Below are 26,516 nucleotides of genomic sequence, written 5' to 3' on the forward strand. Positions count from 1 at the left end.
ATCTACGTGCCCTATCGTTCCCACGTTTATATGCGGCTTCCTTCCTTCTGTCATAACAATACCTACTTCTTCAAATCACTCACAACAACGTTCTCCGGAACCCTCTCATAACGAGCAAAATACATACTGTACTGAGCCCTACCCTGAGACATAGAACGCAAATCCTTAACGTATCCAAACATACTACCAAGGGGAATATACGCAGTGATCAATTTTGCATTGTGACGATCCTGCATTTCCGCCACCTTGCCTCTCCTGCTATTCACATCTCCAATGACATCACCCATATACTCATCAGGAGTAATTATCTCTACGCGCATAATCGGCTCAAGCAATACGGGAGCAGCCTTGTTTGCCATTTCCCGAAAAGCCCCCTTCGCCGCCAACTCGAACGCTAACGGGCTCGAGTCAACTTCGTGAAAAGCACCATCAAAGAGCGTAGCCTTAAAATCTATCACCGGATATCCAGCAATGATACCCGTCTCCTTAATCAACTCTAGCCCACTCTGCACACCAGGAATATATTCCTTCGGGATTGCACCACAAGTTATTTTATTCTCGAACTCGAAACCAGAACCCGGCGGCAATGGCTCAAACAAAATATTCACCTTCGCGAACTGACCTGCACCACCAGTCTGTTTCTTATGCACATACTCAATCTCAGCAGCCTTCGTTATAGTCTCCCTATACGCAACCTGCGGAGCGCCAACTGAAGCCTCAACTCCAAACTCCCTCTTCATACGGTCAACGATAATCTCAAGATGCAACTCTCCCATACCCTTAAGTATGGTTTGGCCACTCTCACCATTTACAAAGACCTTAAGCGAAGGATCTTCAGCAACTAGCCTACTTAATGCCATACCCATCTTTTCTTGATCTGCAGTTGACACTGGCTCAATAGCAATCTCCATAACCGATTCGGGGAAATCCATCTTTTCCAACACCACGGGAAAACTAGGGTCACATAATGTGTCACCTGTAGTGGTCTTCTTAAGACCCGCCAGGGCCGCTATATCCCCCGCTCTTATTTCAGTTATATCTTCCCTATTATTGGCATGCATGAGCAGAATTCTACCAACAGACTCCACATCACCCTTGCCAGAATTAAGAACAGTAGACTTACCAGTCAACTTTCCTGAATATACCCTAACGAAAGTCAAGCTACCGACAAACCTATCCACCATGACCTTAAAGGCCAAAGCAACGAACTTACCATTTTCCGAAGTCGCTATCTTAACTACACTATCGGGATCCTTGACACTGGTTCCCTCAATAGTAGGTATATCGGTAGGAGCGGGCAAATAGTCAACAACCGCATCCAGCAGCGGCTGCACCCCCTTATTCTTAAATGCCGAACCACACAATACAGGAACAAAAGCAGAGCGGATAACGCCAGCTCTTATGCAGCTCTTTAACAATGGCACAGATATCTCCTTACCATCAAGGTACATACCCATCGCTTCATCATTCATTTCCACTGCAGTTTCGACCAAACGAGACCTATACTTATTTGCCTCTTCGAGCATACTGCTGGGAATATCACCGTAGTTAAACTTAGCACCAAGAGAATCTTCTTCCCAGGTTATCGACCGCATCTCAACAAGGTCCACTACCCCGACGAAGCTCTTATCAACACCTATAGGGAGCTGCATCACCAAAGGAACTGCACCCAGCCTGTCCACGATCATATCGACACAGGAATAGAAATCTGCGCCTACCCTATCCATTTTGTTTACAAAACAGATACGGGGAACATCATACCTATCCGCTTGACGCCAAACAGTCTCAGACTGAGGTTCCACCCCCGCAACACCATCAAACACGGCTACCGCCCCATCAAGGACCCGCAAAGACCTCTCAACTTCTACTGTGAAATCTACGTGACCAGGCGTGTCTATAATATTGATCCTGCACCCATCCCAAAAACACGTGGTGGCAGCAGACGTAATGGTAATTCCCCTTTCCTTTTCCTGCTCCATCCAGTCCATAGACGCGGCCCCTTCATGGACCTCACCTATTCTATTCTGTTTCCCTGTGTAAAAAAGTATGCGCTCCGTTGTGGTAGTCTTACCGGCGTCTATGTGCGCCATTATCCCTATATTTCTACACCTAGACAAATCACCCTTACTACTCACCCCCCACACTCCTTTATAAGAATACGATAAACTCGCTAAAATCTAAAATGAGAAAATGCCTTATTAGCCTCGGCCATCCTGTACTTCTCTTCCTTTATCTTGCACGCGCCCCCTCTCTTGTTATACGCCTCCAAGAGCTCATGGCACAAACAACTCATGTAAGTCTTATTAGTACGCTTCCTACTTGCCCGCGCCGCCTTAACGACCCAGCGCAACGCTAAAGAGATAGACCGATCCTCTCTCACCTCAACAGGGATTTGATACGTAACACCCCCCACTCTCCTGGAGCGGACTTCCATCTTAGGCATGACGTTAGCAACCGCTGTATTGAATATAGCGATCCCACTCTCACCAGCGTAGCGAGACTCCGCCATCTTCAGGGCGCCAAAAACGATCTTCTCCGCCAAAGCCTTTTTGCCCTGGCGCATAACAACATTCACGAACCGAGCTAAGAGAACACTACCCAAACACCCCTCGGTAGCTATAGCCCTCCTGACAACCTTTCTACGACGCGACATACATTACCACACAAAAACTAGCTTCCACGCTTTACCCCGTACTTGGAGCGAGCCTTCTTGCGACCCTGAACACCCTTGGTATCCAACGCACCCCGCACGATATGATAGCGAACACCCGGCAAGTCCTTAACACGACCACCCCTTATGAGAACCACAGAGTGCTCCTGCAAATTGTGCCCCTCACCAGGGATATAAGCAATGACCTCACTACCATAGCCAGCTATCCTAACCCTTGCTACCTTCCGCAAAGCGGAGTTAGGCTTTTTTGGCGTGGTAGTATAAACCTTCACGCACACAGCCCTCTTTTGAGGATTGCGTTGAAGAGCCGGAGCCTTATTAGCCGACCCGCGAGGCTTTCTGGGGCGTCGCACCAGCTGATTAATCGTGGGCATGTAATAAACCTAAAATCACCATGAAAAGCGCTACCCACGGACTCGGAGATAGCGAAAGCAGCTTCACTTATAAGGGAATAGTAACCACCAGTCAATACAATTCTGATTTTTTTTCACTCACTATCACACCCAACGCGTAGCCCGCAAAATTCTTCAGTAACCCCTTTGCCCCACACGCGGCTACCTTTCCACAGAACACTCAGCTAAAACTTCACCTCGGACATTATGTAAGGTAACAGTGGGAACACTGACTCTGTGCCCAACAATCACCGAAATAACCCGCTCGTAGTAGGAGGGGGGGGGTATAGTTAAAGTGCAGAATCCAAACCCTGAAACAGAACGCACATCACTAACCGTATACCCGCCTACTGCGAACGAACTATTATCACCAACACTGTACAAGCTGGAGCCAGCATTGCCCGAAATCACCTGTATAATATGCCCGCTAGCTTGATGCCTCACAGAGCCCCCATCTGACAACACTGATCCATCAGGCACGCTAACCTGCAGTAGCTGCCCTGCGTGCACATGACCAGAAATCACTCCAGTAAACCTCTGCATGACTGCGGGCCCCAGAGCCAAAACCTGGAAGAAATCGCCGTAATACGGCTTCCCCATTCTACTTGAGTAAGCCCACAATGGCTTGTGCGTCAAAAGCCACAGGCGAGATACCTCTCCTACTCCACCGAAACCAGAAGAGAACATCTCCCTATAATGTGCTATATCAACATTATGCTCTTTCGTAACTTCGTCGGGAGTAGATGCGGAATCCATAACATAAAACTCATCGCCACCCATATTCCACCGGCTGAGGCTTATAAGCCACGGAGACGTAACATCTTCACACTTCTGTCCTATAGCTGGCATAGGAAACGCATCTATATATCTGAACCAACCACTATGCGCCCTGCTACAGTCCTCATGGTTTCCCCGCACAAAAACGAATGGGAGTTTATCCGAGATAGTCTGCAAGGGCTCGAGTAAATCCATGGCCCAGGTGGCTGACTTATCGCCGTATATTCCCTTGTCACACTTACTATCGTCAGAACACTCCTCTTCCCGGTAAACGTAGTCACCAACATGCACGACAAAGTCCGAGCCACTAGCTGCTACACCCTGCAAGACATCACGCAAAGGCCACTCACTCCGCGACTTGCAATTCTGCAGATGAGTTTGCGTAACCCTGCACCCGGTATCGCCGATAAATGCCACCTTTACATGTCGCGGTATGAGCCCACTACGCCCCTGTAAATCAGGAACAGACCTTCCTCTAATTTCCATGACCCGCTTCCTGGAAGATGGAGGAAGTACAACCTCACAAACCTTGTCATCAAATACCCCCGGAACAGGCATCGCGCACACTCATCGCCACGACAACTGATTCAACATCAAGCAAAGGGCACTCGTCATCTGGAGACACCACCGCCCTAACGCTTAAATTGCTACCTTCAATTATCTGTGACCACGTAAACAGAAGTTTTGCATCACATGTAGAGAAAATCAGCCAAGCAATAAGCTGCACAAGTGCAACAACACGCATACACAAACGCACCAATCTCGCGCAAGAAGTGTATCGGCGGTCCCCGAAGCATGCAAGCTTGTTGATACGTTGCGTAGCAAGTTGTGTTCATGTTCGCCCAGTGATGCAGTGCACCTTGAGCATGCTGAGTGCGCTCCCATAACCAAAAAAGCAGTCCTCAGTGCAGCATCCACCGCGTAGTTCAATATAAGAAATACGCATGCTACTCTCAATGCGACTGTCACCACTGGTATCGGCTGCTCAGCTCCATAGAGCCCACCAAATAGCGCTAGGACCAAACCAAGCGATGCAATTACAGCCACGGTGTCACGCAGTACAACGCTAATTAGGACCTTAATTTCGTTTCCATAAACTTTTTCCGGCACGAGGTACTCGGCCCTTTGGCCTTTGCTCATGATGCCCCTGTAATCCGCTGAAACCTCCTGCACACGCTTTTGCGTACATAGTAACACACCACACAGAGCCGTAGTTGACACTAAAATCAAGGATACAACAGCCCCTACATAGGCAACTTGAAGTACGCCAAGACTTTGTAGAAGCGCTATACACGCGCCCGCCGCATGAGCAAGCATGCACAATGCCCTGACCTGATGCTTCAGAGCCAGTATATCTCGCCTCATCTATTGGCGTTATCCCGTGAAAGTCCAGAAGTTCCTAAGCAGCATGCAATCATTGAAAATCCCTTTTCATACCATGACTAAAGGCTACACGATTGTTCGCGATGTTACAGCATTTACTGAACTCACAACGGTAAATAATTAAGGCTCGTACCCAATGATCTGGAAATTAAGGGAATACAGGCGAGCTTGGATCCTTAGTTGTTACGTTTTTCCTTTAAAATTATAGGTATTTGTGCTACCTATGGAGGTATTGTGTTGATGTTTGTTTTTTGCGATGGACGTGGATAGTAGTAGCTTTTTATTTCTCCCCCTCGGCGGCGTGGGGAAGATAGGTATGAATGTGGCACTTTACCACGTACATGGAAAGTGGATAATGGTCGACTTAGGCGCAGGCTTTGCTGACAGCGATGTTATGCCTGGCGTTGACGTTGTGGTGGCAGATGTGGGTTTCATCAGTGATCGGCGCGACGATCTGCTTGGAATTGTTCTTACGCATGCACACGAAGACCATATAGGCGCGATTCCTTACCTCTGGGAGGATCTAAGGTGTCCTGTATACGCCACAAGGTTTACTGCATCATTTCTTAAGTCGAAGCTAGCTCAGTTTTCGATGGAGATACCGGTAATTGAAGTGGATCCGGAAGTGCCTCTGGAGCTGGGACCATTCACTTTGGAATTCGTGAACATGACTCACTCGATTCCTGAAATGCATTCCATAGCGGTGCGCACCGACATGGGAAGCGTCCTACACACAGGTGACTGGAAGCTCGATAGCAATCCTGTCATAGGTGCTCTATCAGATGTGGACAAATTAAAAAGTCTAGGCGATGAAGGGCTGCTTGCCGTAGTTTCCGATTCCACAAATATATTCACCGAGGGCAGTTCAGGGTCCGAGGGGAGTCTGTACGAAAATATCCTGAATATCGTAAGAGGAAGTAGCGAAAGGGTAGCTATATCGCTGTTTGCGTCGAATGTAGCCAGAATTTGTACTCTTTGCAAAGTGGCCAAAGAATCGGGGCGCAGCGTTGTGGCGTTGGGAAGATCGCTAGAGCGTGCAATTGACGCCGCAGGTGTCTGCGGTTACCTTGATGGCGTGGCTGACTTTCTTAACCCTCGTGAGGCCAGGAATCTACCACGAAATAAAGTATTGTACCTGTGTACTGGCTGCCAGGGTGAGCCCATGGCTGCAACTGCTAGATTGGCTGACGGAACTCATCCTGCGGCCCTTTTGGAAGCTGGAGACACTGTAGTCTTCTCTTCTAAGATAATACCGGGAAACGAAAAGCGGATATTCCGTGTGTTCAACAAGCTTGTGCGCATGGGCGTTGAGGTTGTCACTGAGTTCACTGATGCTGTGCATGTTTCCGGGCATCCGTCTAGGGCCGATGTTCGTACTCTATACTCACTCACCAGGCCTCGGTTATGCATACCAGTTCACGGCGAATATATGCATATGTATGAGCATAGAAAGTTCGCAAAAGAGTGTGGCATAGAGCTATGCGTGGTATCATCTCCCGGAGACGTAGTCGACTTAGTGCAGGGAAAAACTGTGGGCTCTGTTAGCTGTGGTGTATATGGGATAGATGGAAGCTTCATGAGGAATCCCGATAGCAGCGTTATGAATGCTCGTAGAATAATGAGAGATGCTGGTATTGTCATAGTAACCTTGCTGATGAATAGGGAGAACGAGTTGATCAGAGAGCCTCTAGTCATAGCGCCCGGTGCGCTCGATAGTACAGAGGATCGCGCTTTACTGAGTGAGGTTGCGAGAAAGATAGGTGTTGGCCTTGTGGAAAGACGGCCTAAAAATGTCCGAAGCTATATACGAAACTTAGTGTTTGGGTTTTTGAAAAACGTGATAAAAGGTAAGCCGTTGGTTGAAGTGCAACTGGAATATGTGTGGTAAGGCTCGCGTTTATGTAATATTTGCTTTCGCTGTACTTCTCTTTTACTGCCATGGTGCCGGCGCTGCTCTGCGGCTGAGTGTGGGAAGGGGGCCTGTAAGAAGCGTCAGCGTTTCCTTAGCGCCGCTTTATGCTGTTACTGACCTGGCTAACAAGATTGGCAGTAATTGCTCGGGCGTAATATTGAATGATCTGAACAGTACGGGCTCGTTTAGCGTACATGTTGAGGTACCCGATGGCTTTTCCGTTTTACCTGAGGGGATGCCGGACTCTGATGCTTGGACTGCTAACAAGCACGATATCCTGCTTACAGGTAGTGTAAAAGAGGCGGAGAGCGGACTAATAAATCTCAAGATTTTCGTATGGGATGTAGCTACGAAAAGCCAAATGAATGCGAAGTCTTTGCATTTCAGTGTAGGTAATTGGCGACAAGCTGCACATTCTATAGCGGATTTGATATACAGCAGGGTTACAGGCAACACTGGGTATTTTGACACAAAAATCGTATATGTTGCATCGGATAATGGCGTCCGGCGTATTGCTGTAATGGATCATGACGGCGCAAATAGTACCTACATAACCGGTAGTAAAGAAAAGTGGGTGGGTCTGCCGAGATTTTCACCGGACAAAAGGCAAGTTATTTACGCTCGTCAAGGGGAAAATGGTAGCGAAATCATGCTACACGATCTTGATAGAGAGGAATCCTCAATGCTGTTACACTTGGAGGGAGAGATTTCGTCGCTCGAATTTTCACCTACAAGCAATGAGATATTGTTATCGAGCACAGTAGAAGGTAAGTCGAATATACTGTCGTTTAACATTACTGATGGGAATATTCAAAAACTCACCGATGATGGGTTCGCTAATGCGTCAGCATCGTACTCACCTGATGGTAGAACTATTGTTTTCTCTTCTGATAGAAGCGGCTCAACACAGCTCTACACTAGGGGTATAGGTGTGGAAAATCAAAAGAAGATAAGTTCGTCAGGATTGGGGAAGTACGTATCGCCTGTGTGGTCTCCCCGAGGTGATTTAATAGCGTTTATAAAGGTCAAGGGAAATAGCTGTAACATCGGAGTTATGAGACCAGACGGCAGTAGGGAAAAAATTGTTGCTACAGATTGTATTGTCGACGCTCCGGCTTGGGCATCAAATGGCCGGGTGTTACTTTACACCAAACATAGAGATAATGTACCCAACGGCGAAAGCGGTGGCTCCAGTCTCGTAGTAACCGACCTTTCCGGCGCACACAGGAGGATCCTGCCAACTTTGGGTGATGCTTCTGACGCAGATTGGTCAAGTACGTTGCCGCAAGGCTAGGTGCTGCACGGCTTATATTAATGTTCTCTGTACGCTTCTAGCCTGTGCCGCCAAGCAGCCTGTTTTGCGTTGCACAAATTGGGATGTCCTGTTCAAGTGACAAGAGTCCCTGTCTCTGGGGTGTTAGGTTTTGATATTTCTCATCTCTCGTGCTTTCACATCGCATATGGCATACTTGGCCCGTACCCCTTTGCTTGAAGAGCAATAACTTACTGCGAAACTATGTGTGTACAATGCGCGTCTACTGCGTATACCTGCAGTCATTAGCTCTATTTCCGCACATACATTTGATCTGTCGCTACCGTAAAGAGCCATGATCTGCCAATAGATCTCGTATTGCATGTATCTTCCTCCTACAGCGCGTTTAAACTGTCGTAGCGTACATGTTGTCTAATGCTTGATTGCTTCCACACAACATTGCGTGAGTGCTCCTTAATTGCCGGGAAAGACCTATAACCGCCGCTCACATTTTATGTACCACTTTTTAGGTACGCATACGGATTACCCGTAGTACCAAACTTATGAACTACTTGGTCACTGTTCGATGCCGCATATTACATGCCTTCATAGTAGCGCCAATCGCGCCTATAGGGTATAGCTGCAATGTTCGTAACACACGATGTGACAGCATTATTGCGTAGTATTACCTATGTGTCGTACAGTGCCTGTTGTGTACCATAAAGCAAACTGTTCTTATTTCTAAGCCTCAGAGCCCGGCTTTATTAAATCATAGCTGGTGTTTTGGTGGAGCACTTTCAAACATAAGTATCCACTAGTACAAGGCTGTTATCCCATTTTACAGCCTGCCACAGGCAATCATTGGGCTTCCGTACAGAGTTAAAATGGTACTTACTAGTATGAGTTTGGTGGGTCCTCCCAGGCACCACAAAACGACTTAACATCCTTGGTGCACATGATACAATGCTCGAGGTTTACTACATACAGAATCTGGAGTCGTACTGGGGAGCGTGGCCATGGATAACTACGATTGCGACGAAGAATTTGGTAAAATATGCGATGAAACGTTAGCATTGATACCCACGTACGGCGTAACGGATGAGGCTCTGCTGGAAGCCTGCTCACGCTTGCACTTGGAAGATAGCTTGTACAAATTCCCAAGAGGCATTCGAGATGTGCTTGAACATATGTACAACGCTCTTATATGTCACATATCTTCCGAATATAACGATAAAAACCGCGAGGAAATACCCAGAGTCAGAGATAAAATATTATGGCTATTGCATCAATGCGTAGGCTTTCACGCAGGTTTGCCAGAGTGTCGGCTCTTAATGAAGGCAGTCGTTGCCTACTGCTTAGTGCCCAAAAACACCTGCTTCGCGGGCGCTATGGCATTCAAGATTGCAGATGAAATATGGCACTTAGCGCAGGATAGTTCAACAGATTTTAGCTACTATACAAAGAGGATTACTCTGTCCACGGTGTATATCATGTCAATGCTGCACATGGTAGAAGACACATCTGATAACTACGCAGCAACTTATGATTTCATGAGGAGACGCGTGGATAACGTGGTTGCTTTTCACAAAATGAAGGGCAGATTTCAGTCTCTGCTGTCAAAAAGCCTCGGCATACTGAACGTGAGGTTTGATAGATAGGTTCAAAATTGACATTGACGTCAATATAAAAATAAATATCTGCGGTAATCTTTTCGTGCTATTAGTTCTGGTCTGTTTATTCCATGCTCAGCATTATGTACAATAAATTATCCCGGGCACTCGGTTCGCTTAAGGTTGGTTTTTCATTGCCTTCGCTACTGGGACATGGCTCTCTAAGTGCAGAGAAAAAAGGGAATAAGGGCAATTCTAAACTTGTAGAAGGGTCTCTTGCAATAATAGACAAGATCGTTTTATCGGTATTAAAAGTGAAGAAAAAGAGCGGCAACGACGCTTTAAAAGCTTCGTGGGGACCGTTATTTGTGGGATTGGTTGCAGTTGCTGGTTTCTTCGGATTTTTTGGTCTTTGGGCAGCACTTGCACCATTGGATGGTGCAGTTGTTGGCGTTGGCGAGGTTGTATCGTCACTTAACAGGCAGGTGGTACAACACCTAGAGGGAGGTATAGTTAGTAAAATTCTTGTCAAAGAGGGCGATACGGTTGTCAAAGAGCAACCCCTTGTTTACTTGAATAGCACCGCAGCTCAAGCAGGGCTGGGAATAATAAAGGAAAAATTGTTGGCTTCATTGGCAACAGAAGCCCGTTTATTGGCATTAAAAACTGGAGCTACTACGATATTGTTCCCAGAAGAAATCAATACTCTGTCGAACCCTGCTGTAGTTAGCAAAGTACTCTCGAACCAACAGGAATTATTCTACTCACAGAACAACAGTATTACTGGCCAGGTACAGATACTGAAGCAGCGTATAAAACAGCTGAGACAGGAGCTCTCCGGCCTCGCAGCTCAACTCGAAGCAGAAGAAAAGCAATATAAACTCATAGGAGAGGAGCTTGAGGCAAAGAAGAGTCTACTAGCTGAAGGTTATATCAGCAAACCTTACCTGCTTAATTTGGAGCGTGCGCATGCTGATGCTGAAGGAAAGCTTGGCCAAATCCGGGCTACCATTGCGAGTACTCTACAAAGGATTGGTGAGAATAAGCTAGAGATTATGAACATCACCAACACTGTCGTGGACAGAGCAAATACAGAGTTAAAAGAAATTACAGCCTTGATAACGGACCTCCGGGAGAGACTCAGGGCTTCAGAAGATGTCCTGCAGCGTACCGTCATAAGGTCTCCACAGAACGGTATAGTAACAGGGCTGAAGTATCACACAGAGGGTGGCGTTATACCTCCTGGAGGCATAATAATGGAAGTTGTGCCCTTAGATGATGATCTAATTATAGATGCAAAAATACCGACAAAAAATATAGAAGAGATATTGTCTGCACAAGCTGTAGAAGAGAACTTGGTGACTAGCGGAGAGTACAAAGGATTGAAAGCAAAGGTGAGACTAAGCGCGTTCAACATTCGCAAGTTTGGTCTAGTCAACGGGATAGTCATTCATGTGTCTGCCGATGCTCTTACAGACCCCGTAAACGGAATGCGCCATTATGCACTGCGTGTTGTGATTCCAAAATCATCGCGTGCCGGAAGATTTAAAAATCTAAAATTACATCACGGTATGCCAGCTGAGGTTTTTGTTGTTACACGGTCGCGTACGCTACTGGAGTACCTTCTGACTCCCATCACTAGTACTTTCGAAAAGGCATTTAACGAAAGGTGATAGTCTGCAGGTGCCCAAAGTGTCCCTGGCACGATATGACGCGGTGGCTTTAGGTGCTTGAAACTGTCTCACGGTAACACAAACGTCGGCATAAGGACCAGAGCTGTATTCATATTAGGCAGCAGCCTTGTATCCTTAGGCACGGATTGTGAGTACACCTGATTTTGCATAGTACCAATGTGCTGCTTACACAGTACAAAAGCTCTACGGCTCGTAAATCCTGGTATCTGTTCAACTCACCTTGTTTTATTAGGCATTGAGAAGGCATATCGTTATCTACCGCAGCATCTCATGCACCTCGTTGCTTAGGGGAACCGTGCTCGAACTAAGAATTCGCTTTAAGTTATACGCAGAAACAATCTATCAAAAGTGCGTTCCTGTTGAGTGCCGCTTGCCCGAGGGCTACGGTATAGCAGCAGATAAAAGGTATCTTTTTCCCATTACCAGCCGTTTCACATTTATACTCTTCTTGCGCTATTAGGCGGGGTGTTGTTTAGCATGTAGCAATTTCGAACGAATTCATCTCGTCCTTGTAGCATCCAAATATACCGGACCAACATGATGCAAATTCATACCACAGTCACTCACTATTTCTGACTAGCGCACACATGGCCAACCTTTCGTTCAGCGTGCAGTATACGTAACGCAGCAAGGAGATCATTTCGCACAAACATCACTCATGTTCTCGCTGGGCAAAATGTCCAATATTAAGTACCGTTGAGAATCACAAACAGTGCCGAGAATATTGCCTGGCATAACATTAATCAACGCTAGTCACGCAAGATAGAATTTCTCTGTACCCAATCCCACTCTGTTTACATACAGCCCTACTCGCACGTCGTCATACTAAACTGACCACTACACACATGCACCCTTTCTCATTCAAATACGCAACACACAAAAGATGCTCAAAACTGTGGAATCTACCGGTACTCGTTTATTCTGTTCTCACGCACTTTATCGTACTGGAATATCTGCAACAGGATTACCACAGATACCAGACCTATGGCTACCATTGCCAGTGCGTACGGGGCAGCGTCCATCTGCCTTTCATCTCCTACAAGTTCATATATTCGAGTGGCCATTGTTTCAAAATTAAAGGGCCTTATGATCAATGTCGCGGATAGCTCTTTGATCGAATCTATAAAGACTAACAAAAAGCCGACAAGAATGCTTTTTTTCAACATAGGAATATGCACATTTATACACGTAGCTATTGCACCATGGCCCATAAGTCTTGAAGACCAATCCACTTCTCTGGGAATTTTGTTCAGACCTGATTCTATAGGACCTATAGAGGCAGCAAGAAAGCGAAATGTGTACGAATACAACAAACCTGCTACCGTCCCTATGAGAGCAACATCAAAAAAGTACTTGCTCATAAACTTGGATACTTCACCTAAAAGCACTACTATGCCCACGGCGGTGATAGTGCTAGGAATTGCGTATCCCATAGAGACAAACCTGACCGCATATGTTAGCCCGCCCTTACCTCTTGTAAAGCAAACCATTATTATGGATATGGTTACTACAATAAAAGCCGCAGTAGACGAGATACCTAGGCTATTGAGCGCTACCATAGAAAATTCACCAACGTTTATTGTAGGAATCCTCTCAATGGTCCAGTACACCAGCGGAGCAACTGGCAGTATGAACCCCAAGAACACAGAAAATGCACATATGAAATATATGAACGCAATCACCCACTTACTAGTAAAGTGCCATCTATAGCAGTAGTTTGCATTCATTTTTATTGATGCATAGGACGCATCCTCCCTACGCAAGCATTTTTCAATGACCATGAGAAGAAATATAAAAGAAATCGCTATGAGAGCGAGTATGCAGGCCGAATACTTATCATGAAGAAGGAACCAGTGTCTGTATATTCCTGTAGTGAAGGTGTTTATAGTGAGAAATTGTGGGGTGCCAAAATCCGCAACAACTTCCATAATCACTAAAGAAACTCCTGCAACTACGGAGGGCCACACGGCAGGAATGACCACAGATGTTAAGATCTTGTACCTGGAGCAACAAAGTGTAGTTGCAACAGCAACACTGTTCCTCACTGCGATAAATGCGGTCCTGGCCAACATGTACACATACGGATACAGGTTGAATCCCATGATAAGTATACAAAAAAACAGAGTTTTCACGTCAGGGAAGTAGTAGTCGCCCTTCCCCCAGCCAAAAATTTCCCTTAAGTAGCTTTGTACCGGACCGGCGTACCCAAACATGTTCACATATACGTATGCAGAAATATATCCAGGTATTGAAAGTGGTAAAAAAAGTGCGACCTCAAATATTCGACGCCCCGGGAAGGAATAATAGGTAATAAACCATGCACTCATGACACCCACAAACAGCACCACTGCTCCCGAACCTATCATCAAGATGATGGTATTCAGTGTATACTCTGGTAATAACGTTGCGAGTAGACCCATTCCTCCCCTGCTTTCGGTAAAAAATACCATAACAAGAGAAAAAATAGGCAATGCGAAGAGAACTGCGAGCGCAATAAAAAACAGATACCTGGAGAATTTAAGCAACACCATGAAGACGTGGTTAACCCAATTACTCAATCGTAGATTATAGTTCGTATTGCTAGCCTTATCACTTAAAAATTGCCTGCAATAGAGAATAGAGACGGAAACCGTGTAATGACGCTAATGCTGTGGCACAATGGCAATACCGCCTCGCCGTTACGCATCCATGAACCACACCTTATACTGCATTCATACTGGCCATAATATCAACCCATGATATAAACGCGAGCAAGAATTGAACAGACGATTATTACAAAATTTTTGTTGTGGACGCACAAAGCAGTGTGGTATAAACGCCTGTCTACTGGCTTGTTTGCGGTCGTATGGTTCGCGTATATCCTTGCTATGTTTGACGCTTAGCTGAGGCTCCGGGGTGTTTTTAGGCAGTAGTTGCGTATGTGCTGCTTGGGTTTGCTTTTTGGTATGTAGTAACGGTCTTGTGCATTCTGTCATTAATCCGTTGTGAATTCCGAGGCAGCCTGTTAAGAAATCGGCTTGTTTTGTCTATCCCGTGCGTTTAGCCGCATCTGGTGCCGGGTTTTGCTTAGGAGTTGGAGCTGGGTTGCTTTGTCTGTTTGAAGTCTTGTCGTGTTGAGTGCGGAAGGGTGTTGCGTAGTTGGTGAGTCTGGAGTACATAGTGTCGCTTGCGTACCGCTTGTATTCGGGCTACGTCCCGCTGTAGTCCTGCGACATATTTAAGAAGGGTGCGTGTACGCCTCTGTATAAAGCAAAACACGGGTGTGTCGTGTTTCGATTTGCGATGCTGAAGTAAGTGTAATGTAGAAATGGAGATGGTTGCGTGCTAACACAGTTATGGAGCAGAGGGCTGGACTTCCTGGGAAGCAGGTTTGCAATAATGGGGGGTGCCATGAGTTGGGTCTCCGAACCAAACCTTGTCTCAGCTATATCAAATGCCGGCGGCTTCGGTGTTTTAGCGTGCGGAGCTATGTCCACCGAAGAACTAAAAGTTTCTATTCTACGCACCCAGCAGCTTACAAAGTTGCCTTTTGGGGTGAATCTAATAGTGATGCATCCCGAGTTGGATAATCTGGTGGAAGTGTGTATACAAACTGGGGTGTCACACATAGTACTAGCTGGTGGCATTCCTAACGGCAGAGTAATATCGACGATTAAAGACGCAGGGCGGCGCAGCATGTGCTTTGCTCCCTCACTATCAGTTGCGAGAAGGCTGATCAGAACTGGTGTTGATGCTTTAATCATCGAAGGAATGGAAGCAGGCGGGCACATAGGCCCGGTAAGCACATCCGTTCTCGCACAAGAAATATTACCATTCTTCAGAAGAAACGCCGCGTTGCGGGACGTACCAATCTTTGTTGCTGGCGGTATTGGAACTGGCGACATGATAGGTGGCTATTTGAAAATGGGTGCTAGCGGCTGCCAGATAGGAACTTTGTTTGTGTGCGCGAGCGAATCCATGGCACATAAAAACTTTAAGGAGGTCTTCATAAAGTCCTCATCGAGAGACGCTGTGCCCTCGGTGCAACTTAGTGCAGACTTTCCAGTAATACCTGTGCGTGCTATTGCTAATGCTGCTAGCTCACGTTTCCTTGAGTTACAGCGCGAAGTGATAGAACTTTACAGTGAAGGAAAAGTATCAAAGGAAGAAGGTCAGCTAAAAATTGAGAAGTTTTGGGCCGGGTCATTGCGTAAAGCTGTGGTAGAAGGAGATGTTGAAGGCGGATCGTTAATGGCTGGTCAAAGTGTGGGGCTTATCAGCGGTATCCGCAGCGTAGAACAAATAATAAATGACTTGGTATCAGAAGCTGAAAGCTATTTGTTGTCGCGCGATGAGAAAGTGGATTCGTAATACTCGGAACAGCAACGGTTGTGCTACGACAGCTTAGCTGCCGTCATTGCGTAATACGCTCTTGGTTTACTTGACCTCAGATATCTTGAATGCTAAGTTATGGGTGCCCTGCGGGCTGTGGTTTGTGGGCGTTGGAAGTTTTTAGTGTTGGACGAGGCCTGATAAATGAAGATTTTTAAGACTGTATCTAACCTACTGTTACTGGTGGCGACCGTATTCCTTGGCTATTCCTATATAAACAAAAAGGGTATCTTCAGCGGCGAGAATAAAAAGGACATAGTGAGTACATCGACAACGGTGGAGCGCGAAGTCATCCGCTCTGGATTCTCTGGTCTCGTGAATCAAGATGGAGAGATAGTTGATAGTAAAGATTTTGCCGGTAAGCACATGTTGGTAATTTTCGGCTTTTCTTCATGCAAGCACGTCTGTCCAGCAGAGCTAGGTATAGCTTCTCAGCTCTTAAACAAGTTGGGTCAGAATGCTAACAAGTTGAACGTAGTGTTTATAACTGTTGACCCGAAAAACGACACTGTAGAGCGGCTAAGTGAGTACCACAAAGCTTTCGACAGTAGGATACAAATGCTTACTGGGTCTGAGAGTGATATACAGCGCGTGGTGAACAATTATATGGTATATGTAAATAATCCTGGGGCTGAGAAGGGAGACATTGATCATTCGGCATACATGTATCTTATAGGCCCTGAAGGCAGCTATGTTGGGCATTTCACTCCGGATTTCAATGAATATGAAAGCCAGTGTGATGAGCTCCTTGCTTTCATCAATAAGTATCTTCACTCTTAGTTAGTGATTATAGTGATATAGTCTTAGACTAGCTATGGTAGGGCCATGTTGACGTGGGTGGTTCGCTTTTTTGTTGTTGTGTTCGTGTTTGCCCCTTGGGAGTTAGTGGCAAGCCACATAAGAGTTGTGGGCTCTTCTTCGGTCTTTCCCTTTATATCATCCGTCGCGGAGGAGTTTGGTAGATTTTCCTCCTACAGGACGCCTGTTATTGAATCAGTTGGAAGCGGAATGGGCTTTAACATGTTCTGTGGAGGAGCGAAGCCCGGTACGCCGGATATAGCAATGTCATCCCGTAAAATAAAAGATGCGGAGCTTTCTCTTTGCGAGGCTAATGGGGTCAAAAACGTCATAGAGATTGAACTGGGATATGACGGAATAGTGGTTGCTAGCTCAAGGCAAAAAGAGACTCTGGATTTCAGATTGAAGGATCTGTACAGCGCGCTGGGTAAGTATGAGCTGGACAGTGAGTATGGAGAGATCGCGGTTAACAAAAATGACAAGTGGTCTGAAGTTAGGTCGGATTTGCCGGAGCATGAAATCGAAGTTTATGGTCCGCACAAAAATGCTGGAACGTACGACATACTTGTGGATTACATAATTAGAGAAGTCTGTGTCAGCTCTAAGGCATTTATTGATAAGTACCCCAAGGTGGAGGAGAGAAAGAGCGTATGTGGCGACATGCGTAATGACGGAAAGTACATTGAAGTGGCCACAAGCGAGAACGTAGTAATACAAAAGATATCGAAAAATAGCAACGCACTGGGGATACTGAGCTTTAGCTTTCTCATAAAGAATCAAAACGAAATACAGGGCAATAAAATTGCCGGGGTAGCCCCGGAGTACGACACAATAGCGTCGGGCAAGTACGTCCTGTCGCGTCCTATATACATATATGTGAAAAAGCAACACCTTGAGTCGACTGCAGGGTTGCGAGAATTTGTTAAGGAGGTGCTGCGTCCTGAATCTGTTGGACAAAACGGCTACCTTGTAAATTTGGGTTTTATACCGCTGGATGATAGAACACTATCGGAAACAAGACGTCGTGTAGAGCGGCTCATGGCTGAGTAGCATTATGGGCTACTGTTCACGTAACAGTGCTCAGCGTTGTGGAGAAAAGGTTTGACCGTGTTGTTTGTTGTGCTATCATCTGAGCTTGTACGTTATATTCTTTAGAGGTCTGGTTTGGTTGAGGTTGTTGTCTACCATGGTGACATCGAGCAGGGGATACGCACCCTGAAGAAGAAGCTTCAAAGGGAGGGTAAGCCCCGTCAAATGAAGATAGTGCATCATGAGAAACCTTCTGAAAAACGAGTTAGAAAACGCGATGATTGCGAGAGAAGGCGTAAGAAATTGCATGGCGCGCCTTCAGAGCCACAGTTCGGAAGATTCCAAGTAAGTGCAAAGCATTTTAAAATACAAAGACCGTTGATACCCGTGGATGGGCAGCAGCGTCCTGAGTAGTGAGGTATGTGCTCCTATGCCTGTGTTGCCACGGGTCTGGGTGTGCCCTTGTTGATTTTGGTATTTAGTTAGGAGCGATAGCTGTGAATGTTCATGAGTTTCAGGCCAAAAGTATTCTAAGCAGTTTTGATGTTAGGGTACCGCGGGGCGTATTGGTTAGAGAGGTGTCGGAGGTTGGACAAGCTGTAGCTGATCTTGGCTCCGGAGTAGTAGCGGTAAAAGCTCAAATACATGCGGGGGGACGCGGAAAGGCAGGCGGCGTGAAAATCGGCAAGTCGCTCGCCGAGGTGCAAGAGCACGTGCGTGGTATGCTTGGTTCGATGCTCGTAACTCAGCAGACTGGCGCCGCAGGGCAAATGGTGCGAGCGGTTTACCTTGAAGAAGGCGTTGACATAGCTCGGGAGTATTACATAAGTGCTATTGTTGACCGTAAGGTAGGAATGGTAGGTATTATCTTTTCCACGGAAGGTGGGATGGATATTGAGGAAGTGGCGCGCGATCATCCCGAAATGGTCAATGTGGTTCACGTTGATCCTTTGCACGGGTTTTTGGATTTTCACGGGCGTGAGCTTTGTGCGCAGTTCTCGTTAAGTAACGCACAAGTGAAAAATATAACATCCATAGCCCGCAAATTGTATACCGCACTAGTTTCTACCGATGCAAACCAAGTTGAAATCAATCCTTTGGTAGAAACATCTAGTGGGGAGTTCCTGGCTTTGGATGCGAAGATGACATTTGACGACAACGGATTGTATCGACAAGCCGCCGTGGCCAAACTGTGTGATCCACATGAGCATAGTTCTGAAGAGATAGAGGCTGCAAAACATTCTCTGAGTTACATCAAGATGGACGGAAATATAGGATGTATGGTAAATGGCGCTGGTCTTGCCATGGCTACTATGGATATTGTTAAGTACTACGGTGGTGAGCCTGCCAATTTTTTGGATGTAGGTGGTGGCGCCAGTAAAGACACTGTTAGAGAGGCTTTCAAGATTATTCTGCAAAGCGGTGTCGATGGTATCTTGGTGAATATATTTGGCGGTATAATGCGCTGCGATGTTATTGCTACGGGAATCATCGAATCTACTAAGGAAATTGGCGTAAATGTGCCGCTGGTGGTGCGTTTGTCCGGTACTAATTACGAAATCGGGAAAAAAATGCTTGAGACGTCGGGACTTAGCATTGTCACGGCGGAGAATTTAGATGAAGCAGCACGTTTCATCGTTGGTATGGTCACAAAGAGAGGGTAGCAGCTAGTATGTCTGTTCTGGTTAGTAAGGAAACAAAGGTAATATGTCAGGGATATACTGGTGCGCAGGGTACTTTCCACTCTGAACAGGCCATTGCCTATGGGACAAAAATGGTCGGTGGGGTAACGCCAGGTAAGGGTGGGTCAATGCATCTGGGCTTGCCTGTGTTTGACACCGTGTCGCAAGCAAAAGCCGCTACGAGTGCTGATGCTACTGTTATTTACGTACCTGCTCCCTATGCAGCTGCGGCAATAATCGAAGCGATTGAAGCAGAGATGGAGCTGATAGTATGTATAACTGAAGGCATCCCGGTGTTGGACATGGTGAAGGTCAAGCGCGCGTTAAAGGGAACCAAAAGCAGGCTAATCGGGCCAAACTGCCCTGGAATAATTACTCCTGATCAATGTAAAATAGGAATAATGCCCGGGTATATACATGCCGCTGGACATGTAGGTGTGGTATCTCGTTCCGGTACTTTAACTTACGAAGCCGTAGCTCAGACTACTGCCGTGGGACTGGGGCAGTCCACATGTATAGGCATTGGTGGCGACCCTGTACATGGCATGACGTTTACAGATTGCGTGGATTTATTTATGCGCGATAGTGACACGCACTGCATTGTAATGATAGGTGAAATAGGTGGCTCCGAAGAAGAGGAAGCTGTCGAATATCTTCAGTCTGCTGGCAACAGTAAGCCTGTGGTAGGATTCATAGCTGGGCAGACTGCGCCTCCTGGTAAGCGTATGGGGCATGCCGGCGCTATAACCTCTGGTGGTTCGGGAACTGCGAAAGGTAAGATTGACTTCATGAAGCGTGCTGGAGTCGTTGTGGCCGATACGCCTGCTGTCATAGGTGAAGCAGTGTTATCTGTAATGAAATCCAACTAAAAAGTTGTGAGCTCTGACCGCAAGCTCGCAGGCGTATCTTAACTTGTGACGGTGAGTTTTTGCCCTGATCATTGCTACATATCCCGGTCATCGTTGAATATGTTCTGTGGCGCACTGGATCTTCTTCAAGCACTTTTTCGGCTTAATGGCGATTCTATATTATAGAACACTAACAAATAACTATAGTAAGGCGGTTAAGGTGATGCGGAAAATACAGACTGAACACAGTTAAACCATACTGCACAGGGGAAGTCTGCATATTATCACACGCTGCAGACACTTTACCAACTTGCGTAACTACCGTATATTCCTGCTGGTCCACTCTTGGATTTCCCGCATTCAATGCGTTTGTAGTCTGTAACAGAGCGATGTAACGTTTTATATATCTTGCTTACCAAAAGCTGTGAACGCCTTTTGAGCCAAAATGGCCTCTGCCTCCCTAACCTTCTCATCTGGTAAGCTGACCCGAGCCATATTTGCGTTACCACCACCTTTACCGCCCACTGCGTGAAGTTCCTTGACCAGGTCTATGGCACCTAACTTTTTCGCCAGCATTTCCCCAACACTTATCACGTATACAGCACGCTTATCTGTAATGCTAGACAGTGCAAAAATCGTGTGCGACCCCTTAGAACACTGTATAAACTCCGCTACCGCATCGATTGGTACATCTTTGAATTCACCTGTATACAGATGGACTTGCGGGTTTATTTCTGTTTTTCTCACCCCCGAAGCGATAAGCGCCTTCCATACATCCACAAGTTTTTTACTTAGTTCTTTCTTTTCTTGAAATAACTTCGTAAGCCGCTCCATAATTTGCGTTGGCGGCACACCTAGACTTTCCGACACATTCTGTAGTAAATCGCCTTCTTTCTGAAAACTGCTAACTACTGAGTGTCCAGTAATAGCCTCTATGCGGCGTACGCCTAAAGCTATACCCGACTCTGACACTATGCGAAAGGACCCTATGTCCCCGGTGTACCTCACATGGGTGCCACAACAGAGCTCTTTTGAGCTACCCATACTGACCACCCTAACGTTTTGATTATTGTACTTTTCACCAAACAATGCCACAGCTCCATCTGATACCGCTGCATCAAGGCTGCAGTAGTTTATAAGTACGGGGCTATTAGCTATTATTCTGTCATTTACTTCGCGCTCCACAAGTTGGATCTGTTCTTTCGTTAGCGGCATAGTATGGCTGTAATCAAAGCGCAGCTTGTCCTCTGCAACCAGAGACCCTTTTTGCTGAAGACCAGCCCCTATGAACGATCGTAGTACATCGTGTAGTATATGGGTAGCTGAATGATTTGCCTTCAGCCTAGCCCTTCTCTTTTCATCCACCACAGCATCTATTATGTCGCCTTTACACAGAGTGCCGGATTTTACAACGCATTCATGCATATGAAGTCTATTAAACGCCTTCTTCGTATTATTAACCTCTACTACACTCCCTACGCTGGCACTGCTCGACGAGTCAATAACAGTTAGAAATCCCCTATCGCCTTCTTGTCCTCCAGATTCAGCATAAAACGGTGACACATCCAAGATTACAGTTGCTTGCTTCCCTACTCCAATTGAATCCACAAGTTCGCCTGCGTACACAATCTCTTTTACCGCAGCTTTAATCCTGTGGTTATCATATCCAACAAAATAGGTGGATCCATACTTTGAGAGTTGTTGCTCAAAAATTGCATGCAGTGCCGTCTCACCAGAACCCACCCAGTTCTTACGGGACCGCTCTTTTTGGTCAGCCATGCACTGATTAAAGCCTTGTTCGTCAAACTTCAGCCCCTTCTCTCTGGCAACATCTAAAGTTATATCAAGAGGAAATCCATACGTGTCGTAGAGATTGAACGCTATTTCACCAGCCAGAACGTCACCTCGCTCAAGGGCCGAAATATGCTTATCAAGAATGACGGTGCCCTTTCGTAGAGTATCAACAAACCCCTCTTCTTCAAGTTTTAGCGTGGACATGATCAATTGCTCAGCACCTACTATCTCTGGATACGCTTCGCCCATGTACCCCGGACTACCAGACCTTGTAAGCACCGGAACTACCTCATGCACCGAAAACTTATTACCACCAAGCTGATACGCGTAGCGCACAGCTCTCCTTATTATGCGGCGCAAAACATAGTTTCTTCCCTCATTACCAGGCACAAGACCTTCAGCGATTAGAAAGGTCGCAGCTCTGATATGGTCCGCTATAACACGATGCGCTACGGCATGTTGTGGATTCCCAAAAATTCTGCAGGATGTCTCTATAATGGCACGAAACATGTCAGTATCATAGTTGTCGCATACACCTTGAACCACAGCTGCAATTCGTTCCAGGCCCATGCCTGTATCTATGCACTTACGGGGCAACGTATGTAACTTGCCATCTTTGTCCCTGCAATACTGCATGAACACAAGGTTCCATATTTCCGTAAACCTGGCACCGTCACTACCCTCCGTACCCGGTAAACCACCCTGAACATCCTCACCATAATCGTAGAAGATTTCCGAACATGGGCCGCAGGGCCCTGTATCCCCCATGCTCCAGAAGTTGTCATCTGTATGAATCCTTATTATCTTGTTGTCAGAAAATCCCGTGACTTTTTTCCATATGTCGTATGCTTCTTGATCTTCGACATACACAGTGATCCAGAGTCTATTTTTATCGAGACACAGCTCCTTGATAACAAAATCCCATGCCAGCTTTATTGCAACATCCTTGAAGTACTCCCCAAAGCTGAAATTACCTAGCATTTCAAAAAATGTATGGTGTCTGTTGGTATATCCAACATTCTCTAAATCGTTGTGCTTTCCTCCTGCTCTAAGGCATTTTTGACTCGATACGGCAGTCTTCACATCACTGGTGCCAGAGACAAATGCTTGCTTGAAAGGAACCATGCCGGCATTTGTAAAGAGTAGTGACGCATCACCTTCGGCCACAAGCGGCGCAGAAGGAAAACAAGTATGGCCTTGTTTTGTAAAAAAATTAAGAAATGACCCTCTAATGCCATTTACGGACCTGACACTCATATGAAAAGACTTAAAGTGATGTACAAATCACCACATTATTAGCATACTAGTCACAGGTTGACTAACAAGAATTAGCCCCAAGATGATGCTTCCCCTGGCCTTAATTCTAGCATTGATGCCCGTGGGGTATTGTCTCTATAGACTGGTACCATTTCACAGAGCTCTGTTGACACCTACTGCGGTGGGCGTCGCTATTGCGGTTGCCGCAGGATTCATATTGCAAACTACTGGAACCGGTACAATTCCCTCAGCTGCAGTGCTGTGTGTGTCGATAGCACTAGTATCCGTTCTACACCTGGATAAACAGTACAGAGTTTTGCGTTACGCTATGGTATTAGCCACAGCCCTGTCCTTTATGACGGTAATAGTGATTGCTATATGTTTGGCATACAAATCAAAACTATTCTTCACCGAAGTGCCATTCTCGGATTTCATCTTCGGATCAACTTGGAACCCTGATTCTAAGATTGTGAACGGAAAATTGGTGGGTTCTTTCGGTATATTACCCCTGTTGAGTGGGACGCTACTAATAGTCATAGTTGCTGTTACAGTAGCACTACCGCTGGGACTGCTCTCGGCAATATACGTCAGTGAATACTCAAGCAAAAGAGTGCGTAACTCTTTTAACACTTTACTAGAAATCCTGTGTGGAATCCCAACTGTGGTTTATGGTTACTTCGCCGTTGTCTTCCTGTCGCCTAATATAAGAAGTTTTGCCGAATTATGTGGGCTCAATGCTCAGTCAGAAAATGCTCTGGTAGCGGGCTTAGCCATAGGAGTAATGATACTGCCGTTCATTACCCTGCTTATAGAAAATGCGTTACGATCTGTGCCAAAAATACTAAGGTATGGTTCCATGGCTCTGGGGGCAACTCGTGCGGAAACCGTATGGAATATTGTCCTGCCTTATGCGCTGCCGGACATTTGTAGTTACGTTATTTTGTCTATATCTAGAGTGATTGGCGAAACCATGATCGTGCTAATGGCCGCGGGCGTAACGGCGAATCTTACGTTTAATCCACTACACTCTGTTACCACAATAACAGTACAAATCGCCACAATACTTACTGGTGATCAGAATTTTCAAAGCATCCACACCTCTTCGGCGTATGCATTGGGGCTAACGTTGTTTATCATAACATGGATACTCAATCTGCTTGCGTCATACATAACAAGAAAAGCCAGAGCTCCCTTACGGAATGCTTGACCGCGTCATAACATATATCAACTCAAACTTTGAGGTGTTTCCATATGTCGGCATTGAGCTGGAGTTCTATGTGAAGTGTTCTAGCGAAAACCTTGAACCATTGGTGCAATCACTTATGCACGGGCAGTACGGCTCCAAACATATCAGTGTCCATGCAGAAAGTTGCGTAGGGCAATATGAGCTTTGCATGGGGCCCGATAGGGATGTACCAGCATTACTAACCAATCTTACGTGTGTTGTAAAAAGAATGCAGGACACTGCAGCTGCTTTTAATGGTATGCTCGATTTTTCTGCCAAACCTCATCTGGATAGGCCTGGAAGCGCATTTCACATCCACGTGAATCTTCAGGACAAAAACGGCACCAATCTGTTCTTTACTGACCGTCCCGGAAAAACTATGAGCGAAACCTTGACGCACTCCATTGGGGGTCTGTGCGCACACATAAAGAGGCACATGCTCTTCTTCGCTCCTAACGTCCAATCATACCTACGCTATACTCACCACGATATACACACACCGACAACTGTCAGCTGGGGTGGTAACAACCGCAGCACGACATTACGCATACCTGATACGACGCTCGAACCTGAAAAATGTCGAATAGAACACCGAGTCGCTGGAGCGGATTGTAATTACGTAGATGCGACAGCTGCTGTACTTTTTGGCATAGCACGCGGCCTTGAACAAAAGCTTCTTCCGCCTGCAAAGACCTTTGGCATAGCTTCGGATACCCAATACGGGCTGGAAAGGCTTCCATTAAGCTTGTCTGAAGCCATCGCACTTCATGTACCTATGGAGTTATAGCTTCACAGATCAGGAATCACAGCACTATTTCCAGGCCGTCATGCGCCACTATAACTTTCTGCCCCGGCAGCCGATCTTGTAGATATTGCATTAGCTGCGTGTACTCTATATCGTGACTCATGTGGGTCAGCATAGCAATTTCAGGCCTCAGTTCTTTGATCCATTCTACACAGAGATCAACATGTGCGTGAGCCCCCACTTCTTGGTACCGTAGACACCCTAGCACTAGAATTCTCTTGTTTTTTAGTAGCTCCCACGATGCACTTGGGAAAGCTTTCACATCAGTGCAATACGCAACCGCCCCGTCAAAAATAAACCCGTTGCTACTTATCTCACCATGATGCTGTTTTATAGCAATAATCTCAAATTCACCTACGTTGAACACCACATTGTGACGGACAGATTGGGTAGTTAAATAGTGACACTTCTTCCATGGAGCGCCAGGCTTATTAGGTATAAAAAGGTAAGAGTTACTGGCCACAAGCAGCGCTAGCGTACCAAAGTCGCTATATACCGGTATACTGTGACCCGTTTTTGGAGCGAATGCTTGAAGTTCGGAAATGCCCGCCGAGTGATCTGCATGGCAGTGCGAAAAAAGCACCGCGTCTAAGCAGTGAAAATTCTGCCTTAGCGCTTGCTCACGAAGATCCGGAGAGGCATCGATAAGAATTCTAGTACTCCCCTTTTCCACCAGCGCTGACGTTCTTGTCCTTTTATTGTACCCGTGGCCCGATCTACAAACAGCGCAGTCACACCCGACCGATGGTACACCAACAGAAGGTCCACATCCCAAAATAGTAACTTTCATATCCTGCGCACTTCCACACCATAGCCGCTATAGCTGCACTCATCCCAAACACAATAACGCATAAGTACTCGGACCAACCAGCATTTATCTTCTCTCATCAAAAACCGATTACCCACATACCGCCCCGCAGGGCAACCAGGTGCGTACCTGAAAACAACGCCACCATTAGACCCATTAGACCCATTAGACCCATTAGACCCATTAGACCCATTAGACCCATTAGACC

Annotated in this window: 22 protein-coding genes; 12 read left to right on the forward strand and 10 right to left on the reverse strand. The window is 46.3% G+C overall.

The genetic code is table 11. The features are described 5' to 3' along the window. Positions 1 to 62 precede the first annotated feature (62 nt). The 6 genes from fusA to PGW94_RS02440 all read right to left on the reverse strand — a co-directional run bounded on the left by fusA (position 63) and on the right by PGW94_RS02440 (position 5,205). On the reverse strand, positions 63 to 2,090 hold the full coding sequence (fusA, locus tag PGW94_RS02415; protein WP_410519521.1) for an elongation factor G: 2,028 nt from the start codon (positions 2,088 to 2,090) through the stop codon (positions 63 to 65). A gap of 80 nt (positions 2,091 to 2,170) precedes the next feature. Beyond that, positions 2,171 to 2,653: a 30S ribosomal protein S7 gene (gene rpsG / locus PGW94_RS02420; protein WP_271758279.1), complete on the reverse strand. Its 483-nt coding sequence runs from the start codon at positions 2,651 to 2,653 to the stop codon at positions 2,171 to 2,173. 17 nt (positions 2,654 to 2,670) lie between these two features. After that, the gene (rpsL, locus tag PGW94_RS02425) at positions 2,671 to 3,045 is read right to left on the reverse strand and encodes a 30S ribosomal protein S12 (RefSeq protein WP_271758281.1); all 375 of its coding nucleotides are present in this window, start codon (positions 3,043 to 3,045) and stop codon (positions 2,671 to 2,673) included. Between the two features lie 180 nt (positions 3,046 to 3,225). Further along, positions 3,226 to 4,398: a metallophosphoesterase gene (locus PGW94_RS02430; RefSeq protein WP_271758284.1), complete on the reverse strand. Its 1,173-nt coding sequence runs from the start codon at positions 4,396 to 4,398 to the stop codon at positions 3,226 to 3,228. Continuing rightward, positions 4,376 to 4,567, reverse strand: coding sequence for a hypothetical protein (locus tag PGW94_RS02435; RefSeq protein WP_271758286.1), 192 nt, complete (start codon positions 4,565 to 4,567; stop codon positions 4,376 to 4,378). Before PGW94_RS02435 ends, PGW94_RS02430 begins: the two co-directional genes overlap by 23 nt. Continuing rightward, complete coding sequence (locus PGW94_RS02440) at positions 4,546 to 5,205, reverse strand: hypothetical protein (RefSeq protein ID WP_271758288.1); 660 nt, start codon at positions 5,203 to 5,205, stop codon at positions 4,546 to 4,548. The genes PGW94_RS02435 and PGW94_RS02440 overlap by 22 nt, the downstream gene beginning before the upstream one ends. A 274-nt stretch (positions 5,206 to 5,479) precedes the next feature. On the opposite strand from PGW94_RS02440, the gene PGW94_RS02445 reads away from it, so the two are divergent. After that, positions 5,480 to 7,111: a ribonuclease J gene (locus PGW94_RS02445; RefSeq protein ID WP_271758290.1), complete on the forward strand. Its 1,632-nt coding sequence runs from the start codon at positions 5,480 to 5,482 to the stop codon at positions 7,109 to 7,111. Then, on the forward strand, positions 7,083 to 8,429 hold the full coding sequence (locus tag PGW94_RS02450; RefSeq protein WP_271758292.1) for a translocation protein TolB: 1,347 nt from the start codon (positions 7,083 to 7,085) through the stop codon (positions 8,427 to 8,429). Before PGW94_RS02445 ends, PGW94_RS02450 begins: the two co-directional genes overlap by 29 nt. Before the next feature lie 123 nt (positions 8,430 to 8,552). Here PGW94_RS02450 and PGW94_RS02455 read toward each other — a convergent pair whose 3' ends face one another. Then, positions 8,553 to 8,771 (reverse strand): hypothetical protein, encoded by a 219-nt coding sequence (locus tag PGW94_RS02455; protein ID WP_271758294.1) that lies wholly within the window; start codon positions 8,769 to 8,771, stop codon positions 8,553 to 8,555. A gap of 632 nt (positions 8,772 to 9,403) precedes the next feature. On the opposite strand from PGW94_RS02455, the gene PGW94_RS02460 reads away from it, so the two are divergent. Both PGW94_RS02460 and PGW94_RS02465 read left to right on the forward strand, forming a co-directional pair. Further along, positions 9,404 to 10,045 carry a COQ9 family protein gene (locus PGW94_RS02460; protein ID WP_271758296.1) on the forward strand — a complete coding sequence of 214 codons (642 nt, stop codon included), beginning with the start codon at positions 9,404 to 9,406 and terminating at the stop codon, positions 10,043 to 10,045. A gap of 83 nt (positions 10,046 to 10,128) precedes the next feature. After that, positions 10,129 to 11,670 (forward strand): HlyD family type I secretion periplasmic adaptor subunit, encoded by a 1,542-nt coding sequence (locus PGW94_RS02465; RefSeq protein ID WP_271758298.1) that lies wholly within the window; start codon positions 10,129 to 10,131, stop codon positions 11,668 to 11,670. 923 nt (positions 11,671 to 12,593) lie between these two features. Here PGW94_RS02465 and PGW94_RS02470 read toward each other — a convergent pair. After that, on the reverse strand, positions 12,594 to 14,219 hold the full coding sequence (locus PGW94_RS02470) for an ABC transporter permease (RefSeq protein WP_410519522.1): 1,626 nt from the start codon (positions 14,217 to 14,219) through the stop codon (positions 12,594 to 12,596). 793 nt (positions 14,220 to 15,012) lie between these two features. Between PGW94_RS02470 and PGW94_RS02475 the strand changes: the two genes are divergently transcribed. The 6 genes from PGW94_RS02475 (at position 15,013) to sucD (ending at position 20,440) form a co-directional block, all read left to right on the forward strand. Continuing rightward, a complete protein-coding gene (locus tag PGW94_RS02475) occupies positions 15,013 to 16,041 on the forward strand; it encodes an NAD(P)H-dependent flavin oxidoreductase (RefSeq protein ID WP_271758301.1) in 1,029 nt (342 codons plus the stop codon). A gap of 165 nt (positions 16,042 to 16,206) precedes the next feature. After that, positions 16,207 to 16,842 (forward strand): SCO family protein, encoded by a 636-nt coding sequence (locus PGW94_RS02480; RefSeq protein WP_271758303.1) that lies wholly within the window; start codon positions 16,207 to 16,209, stop codon positions 16,840 to 16,842. A gap of 57 nt (positions 16,843 to 16,899) precedes the next feature. Continuing rightward, positions 16,900 to 17,910, forward strand: coding sequence for a substrate-binding domain-containing protein (locus tag PGW94_RS02485; protein ID WP_271758305.1), 1,011 nt, complete (start codon positions 16,900 to 16,902; stop codon positions 17,908 to 17,910). Positions 17,911 to 18,024: 114 nt separating this feature from the next. Continuing rightward, the gene (gene rpsU, locus PGW94_RS02490) at positions 18,025 to 18,303 is read left to right on the forward strand and encodes a 30S ribosomal protein S21 (RefSeq protein ID WP_271758307.1); all 279 of its coding nucleotides are present in this window, start codon (positions 18,025 to 18,027) and stop codon (positions 18,301 to 18,303) included. Positions 18,304 to 18,386: 83 nt separating this feature from the next. Next, positions 18,387 to 19,553: an ADP-forming succinate--CoA ligase subunit beta gene (gene sucC / locus PGW94_RS02495; protein ID WP_271758309.1), complete on the forward strand. Its 1,167-nt coding sequence runs from the start codon at positions 18,387 to 18,389 to the stop codon at positions 19,551 to 19,553. Positions 19,554 to 19,561: 8 nt separating this feature from the next. After that, positions 19,562 to 20,440: a succinate--CoA ligase subunit alpha gene (gene sucD / locus PGW94_RS02500; RefSeq protein ID WP_271758311.1), complete on the forward strand. Its 879-nt coding sequence runs from the start codon at positions 19,562 to 19,564 to the stop codon at positions 20,438 to 20,440. Positions 20,441 to 20,818: 378 nt separating this feature from the next. Here the strand turns inward: sucD and alaS are convergent, their stop codons facing one another. Continuing rightward, positions 20,819 to 23,470 carry an alanine--tRNA ligase gene (gene alaS / locus PGW94_RS02505; RefSeq protein WP_271758313.1) on the reverse strand — a complete coding sequence of 884 codons (2,652 nt, stop codon included), beginning with the start codon at positions 23,468 to 23,470 and terminating at the stop codon, positions 20,819 to 20,821. A gap of 82 nt (positions 23,471 to 23,552) precedes the next feature. Here alaS and pstC point away from each other — a divergent pair, with 82 nt between their 5' ends. Together pstC and PGW94_RS02515 are read left to right on the forward strand one after the other, a co-directional pair. Then, the gene (gene pstC, locus PGW94_RS02510) at positions 23,553 to 24,677 is read left to right on the forward strand and encodes a phosphate ABC transporter permease subunit PstC (protein WP_271758315.1); all 1,125 of its coding nucleotides are present in this window, start codon (positions 23,553 to 23,555) and stop codon (positions 24,675 to 24,677) included. A 70-nt stretch (positions 24,678 to 24,747) separates the two neighbouring features. Next, positions 24,748 to 25,482: a glutamine synthetase gene (locus PGW94_RS02515; RefSeq protein WP_271758316.1), complete on the forward strand. Its 735-nt coding sequence runs from the start codon at positions 24,748 to 24,750 to the stop codon at positions 25,480 to 25,482. 16 nt (positions 25,483 to 25,498) lie between these two features. Here PGW94_RS02515 and PGW94_RS02520 read toward each other — a convergent pair whose 3' ends face one another. Beyond that, complete coding sequence (locus PGW94_RS02520; protein WP_271758318.1) at positions 25,499 to 26,290, reverse strand: MBL fold metallo-hydrolase; 792 nt, start codon at positions 26,288 to 26,290, stop codon at positions 25,499 to 25,501. Positions 26,291 to 26,516: the final 226 nt, after the last annotated feature.

The organism is Candidatus Anaplasma sp. TIGMIC (assembly GCF_028204095.1).
Taxonomy (GTDB): Bacteria; Pseudomonadota; Alphaproteobacteria; order Rickettsiales; family Anaplasmataceae; genus Anaplasma.

Excerpts from the sequence above, each read along its gene's own strand:
- fusA (WP_410519521.1), bottom strand. The coding sequence starts at position 2,090 with ATGGCGCACATAGACGCCGGTAAGACTACCACAACGGAGCGCATACTT.
- rpsG (WP_271758279.1), bottom strand. The coding sequence starts at position 2,653 with ATGTCGCGTCGTAGAAAGGTTGTCAGGAGGGCTATAGCTACCGAGGGG.
- rpsL (WP_271758281.1), bottom strand. The coding sequence starts at position 3,045 with ATGCCCACGATTAATCAGCTGGTGCGACGCCCCAGAAAGCCTCGCGGG.
- PGW94_RS02430 (WP_271758284.1), bottom strand. The coding sequence starts at position 4,398 with ATGCCTGTTCCGGGGGTATTTGATGACAAGGTTTGTGAGGTTGTACTT.
- PGW94_RS02440 (WP_271758288.1), bottom strand. The coding sequence starts at position 5,205 with ATGAGGCGAGATATACTGGCTCTGAAGCATCAGGTCAGGGCATTGTGC.
- PGW94_RS02445 (WP_271758290.1), top strand. The coding sequence starts at position 5,480 with ATGGACGTGGATAGTAGTAGCTTTTTATTTCTCCCCCTCGGCGGCGTG.
- PGW94_RS02455 (WP_271758294.1), bottom strand. The coding sequence starts at position 8,771 with ATGCAATACGAGATCTATTGGCAGATCATGGCTCTTTACGGTAGCGAC.
- PGW94_RS02460 (WP_271758296.1), top strand. The coding sequence starts at position 9,404 with ATGGATAACTACGATTGCGACGAAGAATTTGGTAAAATATGCGATGAA.
- PGW94_RS02465 (WP_271758298.1), top strand. The coding sequence starts at position 10,129 with ATGCTCAGCATTATGTACAATAAATTATCCCGGGCACTCGGTTCGCTT.
- PGW94_RS02480 (WP_271758303.1), top strand. The coding sequence starts at position 16,207 with ATGAAGATTTTTAAGACTGTATCTAACCTACTGTTACTGGTGGCGACC.
- sucD (WP_271758311.1), top strand. The coding sequence starts at position 19,562 with ATGTCTGTTCTGGTTAGTAAGGAAACAAAGGTAATATGTCAGGGATAT.
- alaS (WP_271758313.1), bottom strand. The coding sequence starts at position 23,470 with ATGAGTGTCAGGTCCGTAAATGGCATTAGAGGGTCATTTCTTAATTTT.
- pstC (WP_271758315.1), top strand. The coding sequence starts at position 23,553 with ATGATGCTTCCCCTGGCCTTAATTCTAGCATTGATGCCCGTGGGGTAT.
- PGW94_RS02520 (WP_271758318.1), bottom strand. The coding sequence starts at position 26,290 with ATGAAAGTTACTATTTTGGGATGTGGACCTTCTGTTGGTGTACCATCG.